We start from the raw sequence: 19,946 nt of genomic DNA, 5'->3' as shown, positions 1-19,946 counted from the left end.
GCCTGGCCGCGTTGTAGAGCGGCTGCCATGTCGAGGAGGGAAGCTCATGTCGCACGTCGGAGTCGAAGGTGTAGCGGAATCGGTCGATACACGAACGCTACGCAAGGTGATTGCCGCGTCGGCAATCGGTAATTTTGTCGAGTGGTTCGACTTCGCGGTATACGGCTTCCTGGCCGTGACCATTGCCAGCCTGTTCTTCCCGCCCGGCAATGCAACGCTTGCGCTACTACAGACCTTCGCCGTATTTGCCGTGTCGTTCGCGCTTCGCCCGTTAGGCGGAATCGTTTTCGGGGTGCTGGGAGACCGGATCGGACGCAAGCGGGTTCTGTCGATTACGGTATTGCTGATGGCCGGGGCCACGACGGTTATCGGGTTATTGCCGACGTACCACACTATCGGCCTCTTCGCGCCCCTGCTGCTGGCTGTCGCGCGCTGCCTCCAGGGTTTTTCCGCCGGGGGCGAGTACGCGGGCGCCTGTGCGTTTGTCATGGAGCATGCGCCGACCGACCGCAAGGCCCGGTATGGCAGCTTCGTTCCGGTATCTACATTCACGGCGTTCGCGGCGGCTGCCGGCTTGGTGTTTGGGCTCGGATTGATCTTGAACGACGCGCAGATGCAGGCATGGGGCTGGCGCGTGCCGTTCCTGATCGCTGCGCCCCTAGGGCTGGTCGGGCTCTACATGCGCATGCGTCTGGATGAGTCACCCGCGTTCCAGGCATTGGCCAAGCAGCCCCAGCATGCACATTCGCCGCTCACGGAAACACTGCGGGATCACGCGCGGCCGATTCTTTGCCTGTCTGCGTTCATCTCGGCGACGGCGCTGTCCTTCTATATGTTCACCACTTACCTGGCGACCTATATGCAGGTGGTGGGAGGAGCATCAAGGCCTACGGCATTGCTGGCGAGCCTGTTGGCGCTGGTGTTTGCAGCGCTGCTTTGTCCACTCATGGGGCTGTATTCGGACTTCGTTGGCCGCCGGCGAACGATCCTTTCGGCCTGCATCAGTCTGATCGTCGCGGTTTACCCCGCCTTCATGCTGGCTGCGACCGGCGAGCTGCTCAGCGCGGCGCTCGGTGCGATGCTCCTTGCAGTCGGTGCCGTCGCGTGCGGCGTAGTAACCGCCGTGCTGTTGTCCGAGCAGTTTCCAACCCGGGTCAGGTATACCGCTTCGGCCTTCACCTACAACCTTACCTATACGATCTTTGGCGGGACCGCCCCGTTGGTCGCGACATGGCTTATCGAAGTCTCAGGGAACCGCATGTCGCCTGCGTTCTATCTGATCGCCATTGCGCTGCTGGCCATGGTCGGCGGCCTTGCTCTTCCCGAGACATCCCGTCGATCCCTCGATTATGCGGATGCCAAGGGCTGACGCTTTCGGCGTGGTCTTGCCCGCCCGGCGCCTCGATAGCCGGTAGCGCTTCGTTTCGTTGACTTCGTTCGCGTCACGCCCCACCTTATGGCGGCCCCGGCAGGGGCCGTTTCGCTTTGTGTCGTAAGCGAACGCGGACCTGCCTCGATTCCCCCTACAAGAACACAAGATCCCATTATGAAAACCCTTTGGATGTTCGGTCTGCTGGCCATGCTGTCGATTCAGCCCAGCCAGGCCGATGAAAGGCTGGCGGCACAGGCGCAACAGGACCGTTTCATCGACGAACTGATGCAGCGCATGACGGTTGAGGAGAAGATCGGTCAGCTGCGGCTGGTCAGTGTGGGGGCTGACCATCCCAAGGAAGTTCTGATGAAGGACATCCGCGAAGGCAAGGTGGGCGGCGTGTTCAACACCGTAACGCGACCCGATATCCGTCTCCTGCAAGATCAGGTCAAGCACAGCCGCCTCAACATCCCGTTGTTCTTTGCCTATGACGTGACCCATGGGCACCGCACGGCCTTCCCGATAAGCCTTGCACTGGCCTCTAGCTGGGATATGGACGCGATCCATCGCAGCGGGCGTATCTCAGCGCTGGAAGCAACGGCGGATGGTCTCGATATGACCTTCTCGCCCATGATCGACGTGACCCGCGAGCCTCGGTGGGGGCGGGCCTCCGAGGGCTTCGGTGAGGATCCTTATCTCACGTCACGCATCGCCCAGGTACTGGTGCACGCCTATCAAGGCGATGATCTGGCTGATCCCTCTTCTGTAATGGCGGTGTTCAAGCACTTCGCGCTTTATGGCGGCACAGAGGGAGGGCGTGACTACAACACCGTCGATATGAGCCACCAGCGGATGTATCAGGATTATCTTCCGCCTTACAGAGCCGCGGTGGATGCTGGCGCTGGAGCAGTGATGACGTCGCTCAGTGCGTTGAACGGCATGCCGGGCTCGGCGAACCGCTGGTTGCTGCGCGATCTATTACGCGACCAGTGGGGCTTCGGTGGATTGGTCATCAGTGACCATGGCGCGGTGATGGAATTGACGCGCCATGGGGTGGCCGGTGACGCGGCGCAGGCGACATCCCTGGCGATCAATGCCGGCACCGACATGAACATGAATGACGATTTTTACCAAAACGAACTACCGGGCCTGGTGAAGTCAGGTGAAGTGTCGATGGCCGTGCTCGACGCAGCCTGTCGTAACGTCCTGGTCGCGAAGTACCGCTTGGGCCTGTTTGCCGATCCCTATCGCCGCGCCGGTATCGCTTCCGAGGACCCGGAGGATCGGAACGCCGAAAGCCGCCTGCACCGAGAGGACGCACGTGACATCGCACGTCGCAGCATGGTCCTGCTGAAGAATGATGGTGATACGTTGCCGCTTCAGAAGCGCGGCACGATAGCGGTCGTTGGGCCGCTGGCCGATAGCCAGAACGACATCATCGGGAGTTGGTCCGCCGCCGGCTTGCCCAGCCAGGCAGTCACAGTACTGAGTGGCATCAAAGAGGCGGTGGGAGATGACGCGCAGGTGTTGTATGCGAAGGGCGCCAATGTCAGCGACGACCCGCTCGTGCAGCAATTCCTGAATGCATACGAGGTGGTCAGTCCGGTGGATGAGCGCTCTCCGCAGGCCTTGATCGATGAGGCTGTGGCGACGGCGAGCCGTTCAGAGGTAGTCGTCGCAGTGGTTGGCGAGGCGAGAGGCATGGCGGATGAGTCGGCAAGCCGCGCAAGTCTCGAGATTCCCGCCTCCCAGCGGGCCTTGATTGCCGCACTACGCAAGACGGGTAAACCGCTGGTGCTGGTGCTGCTGAATGGCAGGCCATTGGCACTTCAGTGGGAGCATGACCAGGCGCATTCGATTCTAGAGGCATGGTTCCCTGGTACGGAAGGCGGGCATGCCATCGCTGATGTGCTGTTCGGCGATTACAACCCGGCTGGCAAGCTCACCATGACCTTTCCGCGGTCGGTCGGCCAGGTGCCGCTTTACTACAACCATCTGAACAGTGGCAGACCGTTCCGTCCTGAAAACCGCGGCAAGTATACGTCCAACTATCTTGATCTGGAGCATGGGCCCCAGTACCCCTTCGGCTACGGACTTAGCTATACGGATTTCGAAGTATCGCCCGTGCAGCTGTCTGGGAGCAAAATGAAGGCCAGTGGCCGCATCACAGTCAGCGTCAAGGTTCGCAACACGGGCGCTCGCAAGGGCGAAACGGTCGTGCAGTTGTATGTTCGCGATCTTGTGGCGTCCATCAGCCGGCCAGTGCAGGAACTGAAGGGCTTCGAGAAAGTGGCACTCGAGCCGGGCGAGAGCCGCGACGTCTCGTTCGACATCGATGTGGAAACCCTGAAGTTCTACAACTCGAAACTTGAATATGTCGCTGAACCGGGAAGTTTCGAGGTGATGGTCGGGCTGGATTCTGCCCAGACGCAATCTGCGCGCTTCAACCTTGAACCGTAAACAGGGGTGCGCTTAAAGGGTGTTGATCCGTACAGCGCGATGAAGTAACGTTCAGACATCAACGAGAGATGAATCCATGCTTGATATGACCCTTAACGTGCTTGATGCAACTGCCCTTCGGGGTCGTGTGTCATCGTGCGCGCGGTCGCGTCAGGGCGGGTTCTATTTTTACGGGTATTGGTTTAGCCAAGGGCTGACCTGATACCCATCAGGCGGCCCAAAAAAGGGTCGCCGACACGCCGTTTCTCTGAAACCCCCGGTCGGTAACCCGCCCGGGGGTTTTCTTTTTCCAACCGTTTATTCGGTTAACCCATTGGAGTCTGATATGAACAACTACTTTGCTTACTTTGGCTACGGCGCTTTCGGCTGGCGTTTCACTACGTCTACCGCTTCTTCCCGATTGAATCGAACATCCACTCGATAGGGCAGGCGGGCTGTTGCCCGTATGCCGCCGGAGCCTGATCCATGTCTACCCACACTTCGCCCATCCTGAAAACGTCTTCTGTTGAGCTGCTCGCTTCCCCGTCAGAGCGCCGCCGAACCGAACGTCTGCCGACCCCGCTTGAACTGCGCGCCCGCGTACCGCTTCATCAGTCCATTGCACAGCAAATCGGTGATCACCGCCGGGCCGTCAGGGACACGCTGAGCGGAGCGGACAACCGCTTGTTGGTCGTGGTCGGGCCTTGCTCGTTGCATGATGAAGATTCAGCCATGGAATACGCGGAGCGCTTGCGCGACCTGTCAGCCCACGTGGAGTCGGAGTTGCTGATCGTCATGCGGGCCTATGTGGAAAAGCCCCGGACAACAGTGGGTTGGAAGGGCATGGTGTACGACCCTCATCTGGACGGGCGCGGAGATATGGCCGAAGGCCTGCTTCGTTCACGACGTCTCCTCATGCGGCTGGCTGAGATGGGCCTCCCGCTGGCAACAGAACTGCTGCAGCCAATGGTCGCGGGTTATCTGGACGATCTTTTGAGTTGGGCTGCTATCGGTGCGCGTACGAGCGAGTCTCAGGTGCACCGGGAACTGGTCAGTGGCCTGGATATGCCAGTCGGCTTCAAGAATGGAACGGACGGCAGTGTCACGATTGCGAGCGACGCGATGCGTTCGGCTTCCAGGCCCCATCAGCATTTTGGCATCGACGCGAGCGGCCACCCATCGATGGTCGAAACGGCCGGCAACCCCGACACGCATTTGGTTCTGCGCGGCGGTCAAGGCGGCCCAAACTATGACGCCCCCAGTGTCGCCCGGGCTTGCGCTGGATTACAGGAGCAGGGCATTGAGCCTCGAATCATGGTCGATTGCAGCCACGCGAACAGCGGCAAGGATCCACAGCGTCAGCCGCATGTGTTGGCGGAGGTTGTAGCCCAACGAATCCATGGTAATCGTGCATTGCGTGCGGTGATGCTTGAAAGCCACTTGCAGGACGGCGCGCAGTCGATCGACGGCCCGAGAGCCTACGGTGTATCCATCACGGATGGTTGCCTTGGCTGGGAAAAGACCGAACGCGTATTACTCGAGACCGCAACGCGCTTGCGGGGCTGACCGCAAATCGAGGCACCCCGGAGAGGCTTGACTCAGCGAATCGCTATCGGCGCAGGGAAATACGCGTATTCCCGCACGGTCGGCATTCGTATCCTGAAAACGTCAGGCAAAAAAAAGACCCGGCAAGAGCCGGGTCAATAACCGTGATTAGCCTGATGAGGAGATAACCTGAGGGCCAGCCTTTGACCTGATCAGCTTATCTGGCTGGCCTCGCGACCAGTTGAGGTAATAATAACTATTCTCGTTTTCACGTCAAATGTTTTTGAGAATTATTTCTATTATCGCGTCAGGGGGCGACGAGCGGCAGCATTAACCTACCCCCATTCGCCTGCTGTTCAGAGGCCCGGGAGGCGCTGCCGGATTCGCGAGATGAGCGTGTCGACGCTTTTTGCCTCATGCGTGTCCACACGCCAAGCGCATTCCAGTTCGGTGGCAGTCAGGGCGTCGCGGTTCCGCCGCTGTGCCTCGACAACCTCAAGCGTGGCGTCGGACGGATCCTCGCCGGAACGTTGACGTTGTTCGAGCCATTCGGCGATCACGCCATCCGGTGCCTGGCAATCCAGAATCAGGAAGGGCACGCCGCGCTTCTCCGCTACTGCGGAAGCTGCCTCGCGATGGGGGGCTTTCAGGTACGTAGCATCGATAATGACTGGGCTGCCGGCCGCGAGAATCTCATCTGCGATCGCGTGGAGGTGTGCGTACGTTGCTTCAGTTGCTTCCTGGCTATACAGCGCGTCTACCGAGGCCGCTTCGATCGTCCGCTTGCGCTCGACATCGGAGCGCAGCCTTACGGCACCTAGCGCCTCTACCAGCCGCATCGCTACATGACTTTTCCCGACCGCAGATACGCCGTGGGTAATTGCCAGGAAGCGTGAGGGGATAGCCGCATAGCGCTCTGCCAGTTGGGTATAGCGACGGTACTGGCGAAGCACGACTGCCTTTTGTACCGGGTCCTGCTCCTGCGCAACGCGGAACAGGGTGACCTTTGCCCGGACCATGGCACGGTAGGCCTTGTAGAGGTTCATCAGCGGGACGGCGTCGTAGTCACCGGTTTTCTCAAGCCATTGGGCCAGGAATCGGCGCGATAGCGGCTTGAGGTCGCGATCCTCAAGGTCCATGGCAACAAAGGCAGCATCTACCGCAATATCAATGAATCGGAAGGGCTCGTTGAACTCGATGCAATCGAACACGACCGGTTTGCCATCGATCAGCGTTGCATTGCCAAGGTGCAGATCGCCATGGCATTCGCGGATCGCGCCTTGGGATGCTCGTGCGGCCAGCCGCGACTGCAAGCGATCGATGTTCGCCTCCGTCCATTGCTCCAGCAGGTCGAGTTGTGCAAGGTCTGCAGGGTCGGATAGCAGTGGGCGGATTTGTTCGAAGTTCTGCCGCATAGGGGCAACGATCGCTTCAGGCGAGCAGAGAGGGTGCTCTTGCGGTACGTGAGGCGTGCGCTCGTGGAAGCCGGCAATCATTGTCGCAAGGCCGTCGATATGTTCAGCAGTCAGTTCGCCACGCGACTGCACCTCGGCCAACAGGTCGCACTGTGGGAACTGCTTCATCTTCAACGCGTATTCGAATGGTTCGCCTTCGCCGCCCAGCTTGGGGCTGGTTGCGGAGCCACTGATTGGCAGCACTTCCAGGTATAGGTCGGGCGTCATACGCGCGTTGAGTCGCAGCTCTTCTTCGCAGAAATGCTTACGCGCGGCAAGCTCCGTGAAATCGAGAAAGCCGAAATTGACGGCTTTCTTGACCTTGTACGCGTACGGTCCGGTCAGGATGACCCAGGAGATGTGGGTTTCGATGACCTGGATGGCCTCCACGGGATGGGGATAGACGGTGGGGTTTCGCAGGGCGTCGATCAATGGCTGGGTCACGGTTGCAGTCCTTGGAGGCGCGTGAATAAGACCTGCATTATTGAGTGCCATCTCTGCGTGTGCAAACTGCCGGGCGTGCATGGCCCGCCATGTTGAAATGCGTATAATCCGCCGCCATGACACGTGCACGCTCTTCTCGCTCCCGCTCAAAACGCCGTTCCAAAGGCCTCCGTCCCTGGTTAGGTTGGGCTTTCAAGCTCGGCCTCGTCGGGCTTGTGCTATTGGCCGGTTTTGCCATCTATCTTGATGCTGTAGTGCAGCAGAAATTTTCCGGCAAACGCTGGACCATTCCTGCCAAGGTCTATGCGCGGCCCCTGGAGTTATTCGCAGGTCAGCGCCTGGACAAGGACGACTTCCTGCGGGAACTCGATGCGCTTGGCTATCGCCGTGAGCGCGCTGCGGCTGGCCCGGGTGACGCATCCGTTTCCGGAAGTAATATCGATCTGCACACGCGTGGTTTTCAGTCCTATGAGGGGGCTGAGCCGCCGCGCAGCATTCGAGTCCGGTTCTCCGGAAACTCCGTAGCCAGCCTGACCGAGAGCAATGGCACGCCTTTGGCGGTGGCGCGGTTGGAGCCGATGCTGATTGGGGGCATTTATCCCGCTCAACAGGAAGACCGCATTCTTGTAAAACTCGACCAGGCGCCATCGCGCTTGGTCGAGTCGCTCGTGGCGGTGGAGGACAGAGAGTTCTTCAGCCACTTCGGTGTGTCGCCGAAGTCCATTGGACGGGCTGTCTGGGTGAACGCGACATCGGGCGAGGTTCGCCAGGGTGGCAGCACGCTTACGCAGCAGTTGGTGAAGAACTTCTTCCTCACCAATGAGCGGAGCATCTCTCGGAAGCTGACCGAAGCCATGATGGCGGTTCTGCTGGAGATGCATTACGACAAGCAGGACATCCTCGAGGCGTACCTGAACGAGGTGTTCCTTGGGCAGGATGGTCCGCGCGCTATCCATGGCTTCGGTCTGGCGAGCCAGTATTTCTTTGGTCAGCCGTTCTCCGAACTGCAGTTGCACCAGGTGGCATTGCTGGTAGGGATGGTGAAGGGGCCCACCTACTACAACCCCCGTCGCCATCCGGAGCGGGCGATCGAGCGCCGGAATGTCGTTCTGGATGTGTTGGCCGAGCAGGGCGTCGCCACCTCTGAAGAAGTGGCCGCAGCCAAGCAGCGTCCGCTCGGAGTTACTGAGCGTGGCAGCCTTGAAAATGGGTCGTTCCCGGCCTTCCTTGATCTGGTCAAGCGACAGTTGCGTGAGGACTATCGTGAGGAAGACCTAACGGAAGAGGGGCTGCGTATTTTTACCAGTCTCGATCCGATCAAACAGTGGAAGGCTGAAACCGCCATGCGTGACGGCTTCAAGCGCATGGCCGGGCGCGCCGGTGTCGATCAAACCGAGGCAGCCATGGTCGTGACAGACCCAGAGAATGGCGAGATACAAGCGCTCATTGGCAGCCGCCAGCCACGCTTCGCCGGTTTCAACCGCGCCCTCGATGCGGTCCGGCCAATCGGTTCGCTCGTAAAGCCCGCGATCTATCTGACCGCCCTTGAGCAACCGAGTCGCTATACGCTCACCAGTTGGCTCGAGGATGAACCGTTTTCGGTGAAGGGCGAGAACGGCCAGGTCTGGAGCCCGCAGAACTATGACCGCAAACCACACGGTACGATTTACCTCTACCAGGGGCTGGTGAACTCCTACAACCTGTCCAGTGCGCGATTGGGCTTGGACGTCGGCGTGCCAAACGTGTTGAAGACGATGGAGAAGCTGGGAGTCAATCGCCAATGGCCCGCGTACCCAGCGATGCTTCTCGGTGCCGGCGCGCTGACCCCCATGGAGGTCGCCACGATGTATCAGACGATCGCGAATGGTGGATTCAATACGCCGCTGCGTGGGATTCGCAGCGTGCTGACCGCCGAGGGGGAGCCACTCAAGCGGTATCCCTTCCAGATCCAGCAGACGGTCGATGCCGGCGCCGTCTTCCTCGTGCAGAACGCCATGCAGCGCGTCATGCGGGAGGGGACAGGGCGGTCGGTCTACAATCAAGTTCCGTCCTCCGTGAACCTGGCCGGCAAGACCGGTACGACCAACGATTCTCGAGACAGCTGGTTCGCGGGGTTCAGTCAGGATCAGCTTGCGGTGGTATGGATCGGGCGCGACGATAACGGCAAGACACCTTTGACAGGTGCCACGGGTGCACTCCAAATCTGGTCAGGATATATGGCCAAGACGAATCCATTGTCCTTGGACATGCCAATACCCAGTAATGTCGACTATGCCTGGATCGACGCGTATTCCGGGCAGGGCTCGGCGCAGGGCTGCCCGAACGCGGTGCAGATGCCTTATATTCGTGGCAGTGAACCAACGCCAGGCGCGGCATGTGGTCAGCAGCAGCCGTCCGACACGGTGATGGATTGGGTGAAAGGATGGCTTCAGTGATCGAGGGCTCTGTAGTGAAAAAATGGCTTCCAGCCTTAGCGTTGTTGGCGCTCGTCACCGGGTGCTCGACCAATCCTCGTGGTTCGGTGCCGGTCGTGGATGCTGGCGCGCCGCTCAATTCCAGTCAGCAGGGAAATGCCGGACGGCCATACGGGATGCCCCAGCCTCAACGTCAGCAGCAAGTACAGGCGCCTGAAGACTCGGGGGTTGTGGTTATGGTGCCGCAGGGCGGGTCCAGCGCACCGCTGGTGACTTCACCTGCTACCGACTCCGGCTGGACGCCCCCCGCAGCGCAGTCTTCCCAGACCGCACCTGCCCCGACCTATACGCCTGCTGGCCAGGGTAATACCCCTACGGGTATCCCGCGCGCAGCAAGCGGTGGCGCCCTGTCGGCGGACGAAGAACTGGATGGTCCCGTCCTGGCACTGTTGACGACGGCCCAGGGCCAGCAAAGCGGCGGCGATTTGAACGGCGCGGCATCCAGCCTGGAGCGTGCGCAGCGCATTGCGCCCCGCGAGCCCCAGGTTCTCTACCGCCTGGCTCAGGTTCGGCTGGCGCAGGGCGACGCTGCCCAGGCTGAGCAGTTCGCACGCCGAGGTCTGAGCTATGCGAACGGGCGCCCCGCACTGCAAGCAGGCCTTTGGGACATCATTGCCCAAGCGCGCGATCGTCAGGGGGATTCGGCGGGTGCGAACGAGGCACGCCAGCGTGCCCGGGTTGGCTCCTGATAATGACGGATCGCACGTATCAAATTGCAGATCAGTTGCTGCTCATAGAGCTTGAATTGAGGCAGTTGGGCTGGTGGGAACTTGAAGCGCCTTCCGAAGAGGCGCTTTCGAGTGTCGAGCCGTTTTGCGTCGACACACTGAGCTTTGCGCAGTGGCTACAGTGGATATTTCTGCCAAGGATGAAAACGCTGATCGAGCGCGGCGAGGCGTTACCCGCCGCCTCGGGTATCAGGGTCATGGCTGAAGTGGTTTATCGCGAAACGCCGGTGCAGGTCCGCTCGCTCGTTGACACCCTGGGTCGGTTCGACAAGCTGATTGCTGGCCGCCCGGTAGATTGATCACGAGCAATTGTCAGCGATGCGCTTCTCGGTGTCCTGAATGTGCTGCTGCCTTTCCTCTTCGGTGACTCTGCGCGGCTCTCCGCCTTCCTGTACACGCACGCGTGGGTTGTTCTTCAAGTGGGCAAGGTTAGTTCTAAGTGTCGTGCAGAACATATTGCGATTCGCCTCCTGCTCCGCGACCTCGGCCTTCACCCTTTCATCGATAGCGCGCTGTTCGTCTTCCGCCTTCTGGCTGTCCAGCCGAGGGAGGGGGAGCGTGGTCGGTCCGCTCGCTTGCGCCAGACGAGTATCGACTCGCAACGATTCAACCCCGTTGGGCGGTAGCTCACTGAAATGCAGGCTGCCATTGGCGTCCTGCCACTTGTAGACCTGGGCGGCGACTGCCACTGGCGAGGTGATAAGGAGCAGGGCCAAGCCGGCGTAAGTGCGACGCATGTTTGAAATCCCTTCGTTGTTGCGTTGTGGCTCGACTATATCAGAGGCTCAGGCGCAGATTGGAGCGGATGTCATAACTCGGAAAGATTATATTCGCGGGTTGACGGAACGCTCTCGAAACCGGAACAATGCGACGTCCGCTGTAGTGGGGTCGGCCGCAAGCCGCTCTCAGCTCGGCAGACATGAGGCGCATACCCGTGCCGACTTCCGCAACACCCGCAACGCGTTACCTCGCGCTGGGTGGGATACTCCGCAACAGTTTGGAGTTTCCCGATACTTGCAAAGTGATGCTGACGTAGTCGGCGACCACCGTCGCTCATGCTCTGCTGGCAAGTAGACCTAATCCGAGCCATCCGCCCCCTGGTTGGCTATCTGGCGTGTCAGAGGTGAACAACGTGGAGCTCTTGTCCGGCGCTGAAATGGTCGTCCGCTTCCTGCGTGACGAAGGCGTGAAATATATCTATGGGTACCCAGGCGGCGCCCTCCTTCATATCTACGATGCCCTGTTCAAGGAAAAGGAAGTCACGCACATCCTTGTCCGTCACGAGCAGGCTGCGACGCACATGGCCGACGGCTATGCCCGAGCCACGGGTGAGCCGGGTGTAGTGCTCGTTACGTCCGGGCCTGGCGCTACCAATGCGATCACCGGTATCGCTACGGCATACATGGATTCGATTCCGATGGTCGTCATTTCTGGGCAGGTGCCCAGCAACATGGTCGGCACTGACGCGTTTCAGGAAACCGATATGATCGGTATCTCGCGTCCCATCGTTAAGCACAGCTTCATGATCAAGCATCCCTCGGAAATTCCCGAAGTCATGAAGAAGGCGTTCTACATTGCAAAGTCGGGTCGCCCCGGGCCGGTCGTCATCGACATTCCGAAGGATATGACCAATCCGGCGGAGAAGTTCGAATACGTCTATCCCAAGAAGGCGAAGCTGCGTTCATACAATCCCGCGGTGCGCGGACACTCGGGTCAGATTCGCAAGGCGGCCGAGACGCTTCTTGCTGCCAAGCGTCCGGTGGTCTATGCCGGCGGCGGCGTCATTATGGGCAACGCCTCGGCGCCTCTTACCGAGCTTGCGCAGATGTTGCACCTGCCTGTTACCAACACGTTGATGGGCCTTGGCTGCTATCCGGGCACGGATGGTCAGTTCCTCGGCATGTTGGGTATGCATGGGAGCTACACGGCCAACCTGGCCATGCACCATGCGGATGTGATTCTGGCCGTGGGAGCGCGTTTTGATGATCGCGTGATCAATGGTGCGGCAAAGTTCTGCCCAACAGCGAAGATCATCCACGTCGATATCGACCCGGCTTCGATCTCGAAGACGATAAAAGCGGATATCCCGATCGTTGGCCCGGTGGACAGCGTTTTAACGGAGATGGTGTCTATAGTCCGTGAAATTGGTTTCGGCCAGGCGTCCGAAGGTGTTGCGGCGTGGTGGAAGCAGATCGATGAGTGGCGCGGTTCGCGCGGGCTCTTCCCCTACGATCATGGCGACGGGCAGATCATCAAGCCGCAAGCGGCGGTTGAGATGCTTTGTGAAGTCACTCGCGGTGAGGCCTACATCACGTCCGATGTTGGTCAGCATCAGATGTTTGCCGCGCAGTATTACAAGTTTGCCAAGCCGAACCGTTGGATCAATTCGGGCGGCCTCGGGACCATGGGCTTCGGATTCCCGGCTGCTATGGGCGTCAAGCTCAACTTCCCTGATGCCGATGTGGCATGCGTAACGGGGGAAGGTAGCATCCAGATGAATATTCAGGAGATGTCGACCTGTCTTCAGTACGATCTGCCGGTCAAGATCATCAACCTGAATAACGGTGTATTAGGCATGGTCCGCCAGTGGCAGGACATGCAATACAACAGCCGGTATTCCCATTCCTACATGGAATCCCTGCCTGACTTCGTGAAGTTGGCGGAGGCTTATGGTCACGTTGGCATGCGCGTCACTTCGCTATCGGACCTCAAGCCAATGATGGAAGAAGCGTTCGCGATGAAGGACCGGCTGGTCTTTATGGACATCGCAGTCGATACGCGTGAGCACGTGTATCCGATGCAGATCCGTGACGGTTCGATGCGGGACATGTGGCTGAGCAAGACGGAGCGGACCTGATCATGAGGCATATCATTTCCCTGCTGTTGGAAAACGAGCCTGGTGCACTGTCACGCGTTGTAGGGCTGTTTTCTCAGCGCAATTACAACATCGAAACGCTCACTGTCGCACCCACGGAAGACCCGACACTGTCGCGGTTGACACTGACAACAATTGGTCATGACGAGACGATCGAGCAGATCACGAAGAACCTCAATAAGCTGATTGAGGTGGTCAAGTTGGTGAATCTGTCCGAAAGCGCACATATCGAGCGCGAGCTGATGCTCGTCAAGGTCAAGGCCACTGGTGCTCAGCGTGCAGAGGTCAAGCGCACTACTGACATATTCCGCGGGCAGATCGTTGATGTGACCGGCAGTACCTATACGATCCAGCTGACCGGGACTAGCGACAAGCTCGACAGCTTCATTCAGGCGATTGGCACAGCCGCTATCGTGGAAACCGTGCGCAGCGGCGTCACAGGCATTTCCCGCGGCGACAAAGTGCTTAGCGTCTGATAAGAAAAAACCAACTACAAACGCCTAGCGGCGAACAGAGGATCCTCATGAAAGTTTATTACGATAAAGACTGCGACCTTTCCCTCATCCAGAGTAAGAAAGTCGCCATCATTGGTTACGGCTCTCAGGGCCATGCACACGCCTGTAACCTGATGGATTCCGGCGTAGATGTAACGGTCGGTCTGCGTTCCGGGTCGTCCTCGATCGCCAAGGCTGAGGCACATGGCCTGAAAGTATCTGATGTTCCGGCTGCTGTTGCCGCAGCCGACGTCATCATGATTCTGACGCCAGACGAATTTCAGGGTCGGCTGTACAAGGAAGAGATCGAGCCGAACCTGAAGAAGGGCGCGACCCTCGCCTTCGCACACGGTTTCTCCATTCATTACAATCAGGTCGTTCCGCGCGCTGACCTGGATGTCATCATGATCGCGCCGAAGGCACCAGGTCACACCGTTCGCTCTGAATTCGTGAAGGGCGGTGGTATTCCGGATTTGATTGCAGTCTTTCAAGATGTATCCGGCAACGCTAAGAACCTCGCGCTATCCTACGCATGCGGCGTAGGCGGCGGCCGCTCCGGTATCATCGAGACCACTTTTAAGGACGAGACCGAGACCGACCTCTTCGGCGAGCAGGCTGTTCTTTGCGGTGGCTGCGTCGAGCTGGTCAAGGCCGGCTTCGAAACGCTGGTTGAAGCCGGCTATGCGCCTGAGATGGCGTACTTCGAATGCTTGCACGAACTCAAGCTGATCGTGGATCTCATGTACGAAGGCGGCATTGCCAACATGAACTACTCGATCTCGAACAATGCCGAGTACGGCGAGTACGTGACCGGTCCTGAAGTCATCAACGATGAGTCCCGTGCGGCTATGCGCAATGCACTGAAGCGCATCCAGAATGGCGAATACGCCAAGATGTTCATCAGTGAAGGCGCCGGTAACTACCCGTCGATGACGGCATACCGCCGCAACAATGCAGCCCACCCGATTGAGCAGGTCGGTGAGCGTCTGCGTGGCATGATGCCTTGGATCGCTGCGAACAAGATCGTCGACAAGTCGAAGAACTGATCAAGGTCGGGCATAAAGGAACGCGGCTTAGGCCGCGTTTTTTCATGGCGCGGAAAGCTCTGGTATAAAGCATGCGGCAGCCCTATTCGAACCGCTGCGGTCGTAGGGGTGTCCGAAAATAAATCACGGTTACGTTGTAAGGTCCCAATAGCATGAGTGAACGTCCCGACGAGACCCCTGGCAAGGATTCTCCACCAGAGAGTCTGCTTCCGATCGATGAGCATATCGAGGAGGTCCATGAGGCGGATGGCCGAAAGGTCCGGCATCGCGGGGTGTATCTGCTTCCTAATTTGTTCACGACGGCAAACCTCTTCGCTGGCTTCTACTCGGTGATCAATGCCATCAATGGAAATTTCTATGTGGCTGCTGCGACGATTTTCGTTGCGATGGTGCTAGATAGCCTTGATGGTCGAGTAGCGCGATTAACCAACACCCAAAGCGCTTTTGGCGCTGAATACGATTCGCTGTCCGACATGATCGCATTCGGCATGGCGCCAGCCATACTGGCTTTTGAGTGGGCACTTGGTAGCTTGGGCAAAGTAGGCTGGATGGTAGCCTTCATTTATGTTGCTGGCGCAGCGCTTCGCCTTGCGCGGTTCAACACGCAGATCGGCAAGGCCGACAAGCGCTACTTCACGGGCTTGGCGAGTCCTGCCGCAGCGGGGGTCGTAGCGGGCACTGTGTGGGCCTTCAGCGATTTCGGGATTCAAGGCTCCAACATGGCCTTTGTCGTTGCGGTGCTAGTGGCTGCGGCGGGCATGTTGATGGTAAGCAACGTCCGCTACTACAGCTTCAAGGATCTGGACCTGAGAGGGCGGGTACCTTTCGTGGCGATCTTGGCTGTCGTATTGGTATTTGCGGTGGTATTCAGCGATCCGCCGCGCATTCTGTTGCTTATCTTCCTGGCATATGCGGCTTCAGGGCCGATTCAGTACCTCGTCCAGCTGCAGCGTCGTAAGCGCAATTGATGGAATAGGCTGTAACGGGCGGCGTCTACAGTTTGCTTAAAGCTAGAGGTTGCTGAGCATGCTGATTAAAACACCGCCCCGTTCTATCGCCACAGAGTCTGAAGTCACGCCCGAGGCTGTCTATCTTGGTAGGCGCCGCTTCATAGAAGCATCGGCCGCGCTTGCCGCCGGGCTTACCCTTCCTTCATTAGCGACCGCGCAACCTTACGAAAATGTGCCTGCCACGTATGGGCCATCATGGTTCGAGGATAAACTGGGTTCCACCAAATGGAGCGCAGTGACCCCTCAGGAGACTGTAACGCCGTTTGCCGACGCGGCGGGCTATAACAATTTCTACGAGTTTGGTACCGGCAAGAGTGATCCTTCCCGCAATGCGAAGGGATTAAAGACCGAACCGTGGACCGTGCTCATTGACGGCGAGGTCGAAAAACCCGGCCAATACGACATTGCTTCGTTGCTGGCAAATTACCAGCTCGAAGAACGCATATATAGACTCCGGTGCGTCGAGGCATGGTCGATGGTCATCCCATGGATGGGTGTACCGCTTTCATCCGTTATCCAGCGGGTACAGCCCTTATCCAGTGCGAAGTATCTCCGTATGGAAACGGCGGTTCAGCGGGATGCGATGCCAGGGGTCCGGTCCAACTTCGCTTTGATTGATTGGCCGTACGTAGAAGGGTTGCGCATGGATGAGGCGATGAACCCGCTAACGTTGCTTGCGGTTGGAATGTATGGGCGTGTTCTGCCCAATCAGAATGGCGCTCCGATACGGCTGATTGTGCCGTGGAAGTACGGCTTCAAGAGCATCAAGTCGGTAGTGAAGATAAGCTTCGTTGCTGAGCAGCCGATGACAACCTGGCAGGCCCTGGCGCCAAACGAGTATGGCTTCTACGCGAATGTGAATCCGGAGGTAGACCATCCTCGATGGTCGCAGGCGCGGGAACGCCGACTTCCAAGTGGCCTGTTCTCTCCCAACCTTCAAGACACACGATTATTCAATGGCTATGAAGAGGAGGTCGGATCGCTCTATAGCGGCATGGACCTGCGGACGAACTACTGATGCCACATCCTCGCTTGCGATTCCTCCTATTCATTGGCCTGGTGGTTCCGCCATGCCGTTGGATTTATCAGGCATCGATTTTCGCCCTTGGCCCGGATCCGGGAAGCGTCATCATCCTTAATCTCGGGCAATGGGCGCTCGCTTTGGTGCTATCAAGTCTATGTATGACACCACTGCAGCAATTAACCGGCTGGAAGTGGGTCGCCTTCAGGCGTCAGCTAGGGCTCTGGTCGTTTGCCTATGCACTGCTTCATGGTTTGGCGTATCTCACATTCATTCTCGGATTCGACTGGCTTCGCCTCGGTGAAGAGATACAGCGTCGACCATACATCTTGGTAGGGCTATTAGCCTTCGTTTGCCTATTAGCGCTCGCTGCGACGTCGAATCGCCGTGCTATGCGCGCGCTTGGGCGGAATTGGAAGCGGATTCACCGCCTCGTGTACGTGGCCGTGGCTCTAGCGCTACTTCATATGTTGTGGATAGTTCGGTCGGACGTCGGGGAGTGGGCTATATATTGTGCGGTTTTCATCGGCCTCATCGTCCTGCGGGTGCCTGTAGTAGCCGCTATGTTGAAGGAGAGGCGTGAGAAATTCGCTCTGGCCACAAAAAGTTCAAATTAAGTGTTGACGCCTCGTTTTGGGTGTCTATAATGCGCACCACTTCCGGCGCAGACCGAAGCTGAAACTCCTTGAGAATCAAAGAGTTAGGCGAAATTAAGGGTTGCGCTGGCGGCGGATTCGAGTAGAATGCGCCGGGCTGACAAGGTAGCGGTTAGGGTCTTGTTGGTGGCTTCGGTCAAGATGATCGAAAGCGTTGAAAGAGGGGTTGACAGCGTTTCAGGATGCTGTAAGATTCGCCTCCCGCTGACGAGACAGATTGAATCGAAAGCGGCAAGCGGTTGAGTAGAAAGAGATTTCGAAAAACAAAAGCTTGACAGATTGAAAGGCTGCTGTAGAATGCGCGGCCTCGAACGAGACGAAAGACTGGTTCGAAACGCTCTTTAACAACGGAATCAAGCAATTCGTGTGGGTGCTTGTGATGTAAGACTGATAGTCGACTGATTATCAGCAACACAAGTAACACTCGTGAATTCGAGAGTTTATTTGCGATTGCTGAGCCAAGTTTAGGGTTTTCTCAAAACCCGGATTGATTTGAACTGAAGAGTTTGATCATGGCTCAGATTGAACGCTGGCGGCAGGCCTAACACATGCAAGTCGAGCGGCAGCGGGTCCTTCGGGACGCCGGCGAGCGGCGGACGGGTGAGTAATGCCTAGGAATCTGCCTGTTAGTGGGGGATAACTCGGGGAAACTCGAGCTAATACCGCATACGTCCTACGGGAGAAAGTGGGGGATCTTCGGACCTCACGCTAACAGATGAGCCTAGGTCGGATTAGCTAGTTGGTGGGGTAAAGGCTCACCAAGGCGACGATCCGTAACTGGTCTGAGAGGATGATCAGTCACACTGGAACTGAGACACGGTCCAGACTCCTACGGGAGGCAGCAGTGGGGAATATTGGACAATGGGGGAAACCCTGATCCAGCCATGCCGCGTGTGTGAAGAAGGTCTTCGGATTGTAAAGCACTTTAAGTTGGGAGGAAGGGCTTACGGTTAATACCTGTGAGTTTTGACGTTACCAACAGAATAAGCACCGGCTAACTCTGTGCCAGCAGCCGCGGTAATACAGAGGGTGCAAGCGTTAATCGGAATTACTGGGCGTAAAGCGCGCGTAGGTGGTTTGGTAAGTTGAATGTGAAAGCCCTGGGCTCAACCTGGGAACTGCATCCAAAACTGCCTGACTAGAGTACAGTAGAGGGTGGTGGAATTTCCTGTGTAGCGGTGAAATGCGTAGATATAGGAAGGAACACCAGTGGCGAAGGCGACCACCTGGACTGATACTGACACTGAGGTGCGAAAGCGTGGGGAGCAAACAGGATTAGATACCCTGGTAGTCCACGCCGTAAACGATGTCAACTAGCCGTTGGAATCCTTGAGATTTTAGTGGCGCAGCTAACGCATTAAGTTGACCGCCTGGGGAGTACGGCCGCAAGGTTAAAACTCAAATGAATTGACGGGGGCCCGCACAAGCGGTGGAGCATGTGGTTTAATTCGAAGCAACGCGAAGAACCTTACCTGGCCTTGACATGCTGAGAACTTTCCAGAGATGGATTGGTGCCTTCGGGAACTCAGACACAGGTGCTGCATGGCTGTCGTCAGCTCGTGTCGTGAGATGTTGGGTTAAGTCCCGTAACGAGCGCAACCCTTGTCCTTAGTTACCAGCACCTCGGGTGGGCACTCTAAGGAGACTGCCGGTGACAAACCGGAGGAAGGTGGGGATGACGTCAAGTCATCATGGCCCTTACGGCCAGGGCTACACACGTGCTACAATGGTCGGTACAAAGGGTTGCCAAGCCGCGAGGTGGAGCTAATCCCATAAAACCGATCGTAGTCCGGATCGCAGTCTGCAACTCGACTGCGTGAAGTCGGAATCGCTAGTAATCGTGAATCAGAATGTCACGGTGAATACGTTCCCGGGCCTTGTACACACCGCCCGTCACACCATGGGAGTGGGTTGCTCCAGAAGTAGCTAGTCTAACCTTCGGGGGGACGGTTACCACGGAGTGATTCATGACTGGGGTGAAGTCGTAACAAGGTAGCCGTAGGGGAACCTGCGGCTGGATCACCTCCTTAATCGAAGACATCAGCTTCTTCATAAGCTCCCACACGAATTGCTTGATTCACTTGCGAAAGCGATTGGGTTTTAGACCCGAGAGTGAGACAGATTGGGTCTGTAGCTCAGTTGGTTAGAGCGCACCCCTGATAAGGGTGAGGTCGGCAGTTCGAATCTGCCCAGACCCACCAATTGTCGAGGGGCTAGGCCGGTCGAACCATTGGGGCCATAGCTCAGCTGGGAGAGCGCCTGCTTTGCACGCAGGAGGTCAGGAGTTCGATCCTCCTTGGCTCCACCATTACTCGAATCGCTTGAAAAGCTCAGAACTGAGCATCCGCTTTGGTGGGATGTTGAGTTCTGGACTTTGCGCCAGAACCG

14 protein-coding genes, 2 tRNA genes and 1 rRNA gene are annotated in these 19,946 nt (G+C 57.9%); 15 read left to right on the top strand and 2 right to left on the bottom strand.

Annotation, left to right across the window (positions count from 1 at the left end; all coding sequences use genetic code 11):
• The first annotated feature begins 46 nt into the window (after positions 1-46).
• From ACY8D3_RS14495 to ACY8D3_RS14485, 3 genes are all read left to right on the top strand, one after another.
• Positions 47-1,369, top strand: a complete 1,323-nt coding sequence (locus tag ACY8D3_RS14495) for an MFS transporter (protein ID WP_462379476.1) — start codon at positions 47-49, stop codon at positions 1,367-1,369.
• A gap of 177 nt (positions 1,370-1,546) precedes the next feature.
• Positions 1,547-3,832 carry a beta-glucosidase BglX gene (gene bglX / locus ACY8D3_RS14490; protein WP_462379474.1) on the top strand — a complete coding sequence of 762 codons (2,286 nt, stop codon included), beginning with the start codon at positions 1,547-1,549 and terminating at the stop codon, positions 3,830-3,832.
• Between the two features lie 465 nt (positions 3,833-4,297).
• The gene (locus ACY8D3_RS14485; RefSeq protein ID WP_462379472.1) at positions 4,298-5,377 is read left to right on the top strand and encodes a 3-deoxy-7-phosphoheptulonate synthase; all 1,080 of its coding nucleotides are present in this window, start codon (positions 4,298-4,300) and stop codon (positions 5,375-5,377) included.
• 335 nt (positions 5,378-5,712) lie between these two features.
• Here ACY8D3_RS14485 and ACY8D3_RS14480 read toward each other — a convergent pair whose 3' ends face one another.
• A complete protein-coding gene (locus ACY8D3_RS14480) occupies positions 5,713-7,254 on the bottom strand; it encodes a bifunctional aminoglycoside phosphotransferase/ATP-binding protein (protein WP_462379471.1) in 1,542 nt (513 codons plus the stop codon).
• A 116-nt stretch (positions 7,255-7,370) separates the two neighbouring features.
• Between ACY8D3_RS14480 and mrcB the strand changes: the two genes are divergently transcribed.
• From mrcB to ACY8D3_RS14465, 3 genes are read left to right on the top strand one after another with little or no spacing between them, the layout of a single operon-like run.
• On the top strand, positions 7,371-9,689 hold the full coding sequence (mrcB, locus tag ACY8D3_RS14475; protein WP_462379470.1) for a penicillin-binding protein 1B: 2,319 nt from the start codon (positions 7,371-7,373) through the stop codon (positions 9,687-9,689).
• Entirely contained in the window at positions 9,677-10,417 is a 741-nt protein-coding gene (locus tag ACY8D3_RS14470; RefSeq protein WP_462379469.1) for a tetratricopeptide repeat protein, read from the top strand. The genes mrcB and ACY8D3_RS14470 overlap by 13 nt, the downstream gene beginning before the upstream one ends.
• A gap of 2 nt (positions 10,418-10,419) precedes the next feature.
• Positions 10,420-10,755, top strand: coding sequence for a YqcC family protein (locus ACY8D3_RS14465; protein WP_462379468.1), 336 nt, complete (start codon positions 10,420-10,422; stop codon positions 10,753-10,755).
• Here the strand turns inward: ACY8D3_RS14465 and ACY8D3_RS14460 are convergent, their stop codons facing one another.
• Entirely contained in the window at positions 10,756-11,193 is a 438-nt protein-coding gene (locus tag ACY8D3_RS14460) for a DUF4124 domain-containing protein (RefSeq protein WP_462379466.1), read from the bottom strand.
• Positions 11,194-11,588: 395 nt separating this feature from the next.
• On the opposite strand from ACY8D3_RS14460, the gene ACY8D3_RS14455 reads away from it, so the two are divergent.
• The 9 genes from ACY8D3_RS14455 (at position 11,589) to ACY8D3_RS14415 (ending at position 19,866) form a co-directional block, all read left to right on the top strand.
• Positions 11,589-13,313, top strand: coding sequence for an acetolactate synthase 3 large subunit (locus ACY8D3_RS14455; protein WP_462379465.1), 1,725 nt, complete (start codon positions 11,589-11,591; stop codon positions 13,311-13,313).
• A 2-nt stretch (positions 13,314-13,315) separates the two neighbouring features.
• Positions 13,316-13,807 carry an acetolactate synthase small subunit gene (ilvN, locus tag ACY8D3_RS14450; RefSeq protein ID WP_462379463.1) on the top strand — a complete coding sequence of 164 codons (492 nt, stop codon included), beginning with the start codon at positions 13,316-13,318 and terminating at the stop codon, positions 13,805-13,807.
• 47 nt (positions 13,808-13,854) lie between these two features.
• Positions 13,855-14,871, top strand: coding sequence for a ketol-acid reductoisomerase (gene ilvC, locus ACY8D3_RS14445; RefSeq protein WP_462379462.1), 1,017 nt, complete (start codon positions 13,855-13,857; stop codon positions 14,869-14,871).
• 152 nt (positions 14,872-15,023) lie between these two features.
• Positions 15,024-15,839, top strand: coding sequence for a CDP-diacylglycerol--serine O-phosphatidyltransferase (gene pssA, locus ACY8D3_RS14440; RefSeq protein WP_462379461.1), 816 nt, complete (start codon positions 15,024-15,026; stop codon positions 15,837-15,839).
• 58 nt (positions 15,840-15,897) lie between these two features.
• On the top strand, positions 15,898-16,899 hold the full coding sequence (msrP, locus tag ACY8D3_RS14435; RefSeq protein ID WP_462379460.1) for a protein-methionine-sulfoxide reductase catalytic subunit MsrP: 1,002 nt from the start codon (positions 15,898-15,900) through the stop codon (positions 16,897-16,899).
• Entirely contained in the window at positions 16,899-17,519 is a 621-nt protein-coding gene (msrQ, locus tag ACY8D3_RS14430; RefSeq protein WP_462379459.1) for a protein-methionine-sulfoxide reductase heme-binding subunit MsrQ, read from the top strand. Before msrP ends, msrQ begins: the two co-directional genes overlap by 1 nt.
• Before the next feature lie 533 nt (positions 17,520-18,052).
• A 16S ribosomal RNA gene (locus ACY8D3_RS14425) occupies positions 18,053-19,588 on the top strand.
• A 94-nt stretch (positions 19,589-19,682) separates the two neighbouring features.
• A tRNA-Ile gene (locus ACY8D3_RS14420) sits at positions 19,683-19,759 on the top strand.
• 31 nt (positions 19,760-19,790) lie between these two features.
• Positions 19,791-19,866: transfer RNA gene (locus ACY8D3_RS14415), tRNA-Ala, on the top strand.
• Positions 19,867-19,946: the final 80 nt, after the last annotated feature.

This window comes from Pseudomonas sp. Marseille-QA0892 (genome assembly GCF_054950135.1).
The sequence above is the reverse complement of the archived record's forward strand: the minus strand, read 5'-3'. Positions and strand labels throughout refer to the sequence as shown.

Bases quoted from the DNA above. Each gene is read 5' to 3' on its own strand.
- ACY8D3_RS14495 (WP_462379476.1), top strand. From the start codon at position 47: ATGTCGCACGTCGGAGTCGAAGGTGTAGCGGAATCGGTCGATACACGA.
- bglX (WP_462379474.1), top strand. From the start codon at position 1,547: ATGAAAACCCTTTGGATGTTCGGTCTGCTGGCCATGCTGTCGATTCAG.
- ACY8D3_RS14485 (WP_462379472.1), top strand. From the start codon at position 4,298: ATGTCTACCCACACTTCGCCCATCCTGAAAACGTCTTCTGTTGAGCTG.
- mrcB (WP_462379470.1), top strand. From the start codon at position 7,371: ATGACACGTGCACGCTCTTCTCGCTCCCGCTCAAAACGCCGTTCCAAA.
- ACY8D3_RS14470 (WP_462379469.1), top strand. From the start codon at position 9,677: ATGGCTTCAGTGATCGAGGGCTCTGTAGTGAAAAAATGGCTTCCAGCC.
- ACY8D3_RS14465 (WP_462379468.1), top strand. From the start codon at position 10,420: ATGACGGATCGCACGTATCAAATTGCAGATCAGTTGCTGCTCATAGAG.
- ACY8D3_RS14460 (WP_462379466.1), bottom strand. From the start codon at position 11,193: ATGCGTCGCACTTACGCCGGCTTGGCCCTGCTCCTTATCACCTCGCCA.
- ilvN (WP_462379463.1), top strand. From the start codon at position 13,316: ATGAGGCATATCATTTCCCTGCTGTTGGAAAACGAGCCTGGTGCACTG.
- ilvC (WP_462379462.1), top strand. From the start codon at position 13,855: ATGAAAGTTTATTACGATAAAGACTGCGACCTTTCCCTCATCCAGAGT.
- pssA (WP_462379461.1), top strand. From the start codon at position 15,024: ATGAGTGAACGTCCCGACGAGACCCCTGGCAAGGATTCTCCACCAGAG.
- msrP (WP_462379460.1), top strand. From the start codon at position 15,898: ATGCTGATTAAAACACCGCCCCGTTCTATCGCCACAGAGTCTGAAGTC.
- msrQ (WP_462379459.1), top strand. From the start codon at position 16,899: ATGCCACATCCTCGCTTGCGATTCCTCCTATTCATTGGCCTGGTGGTT.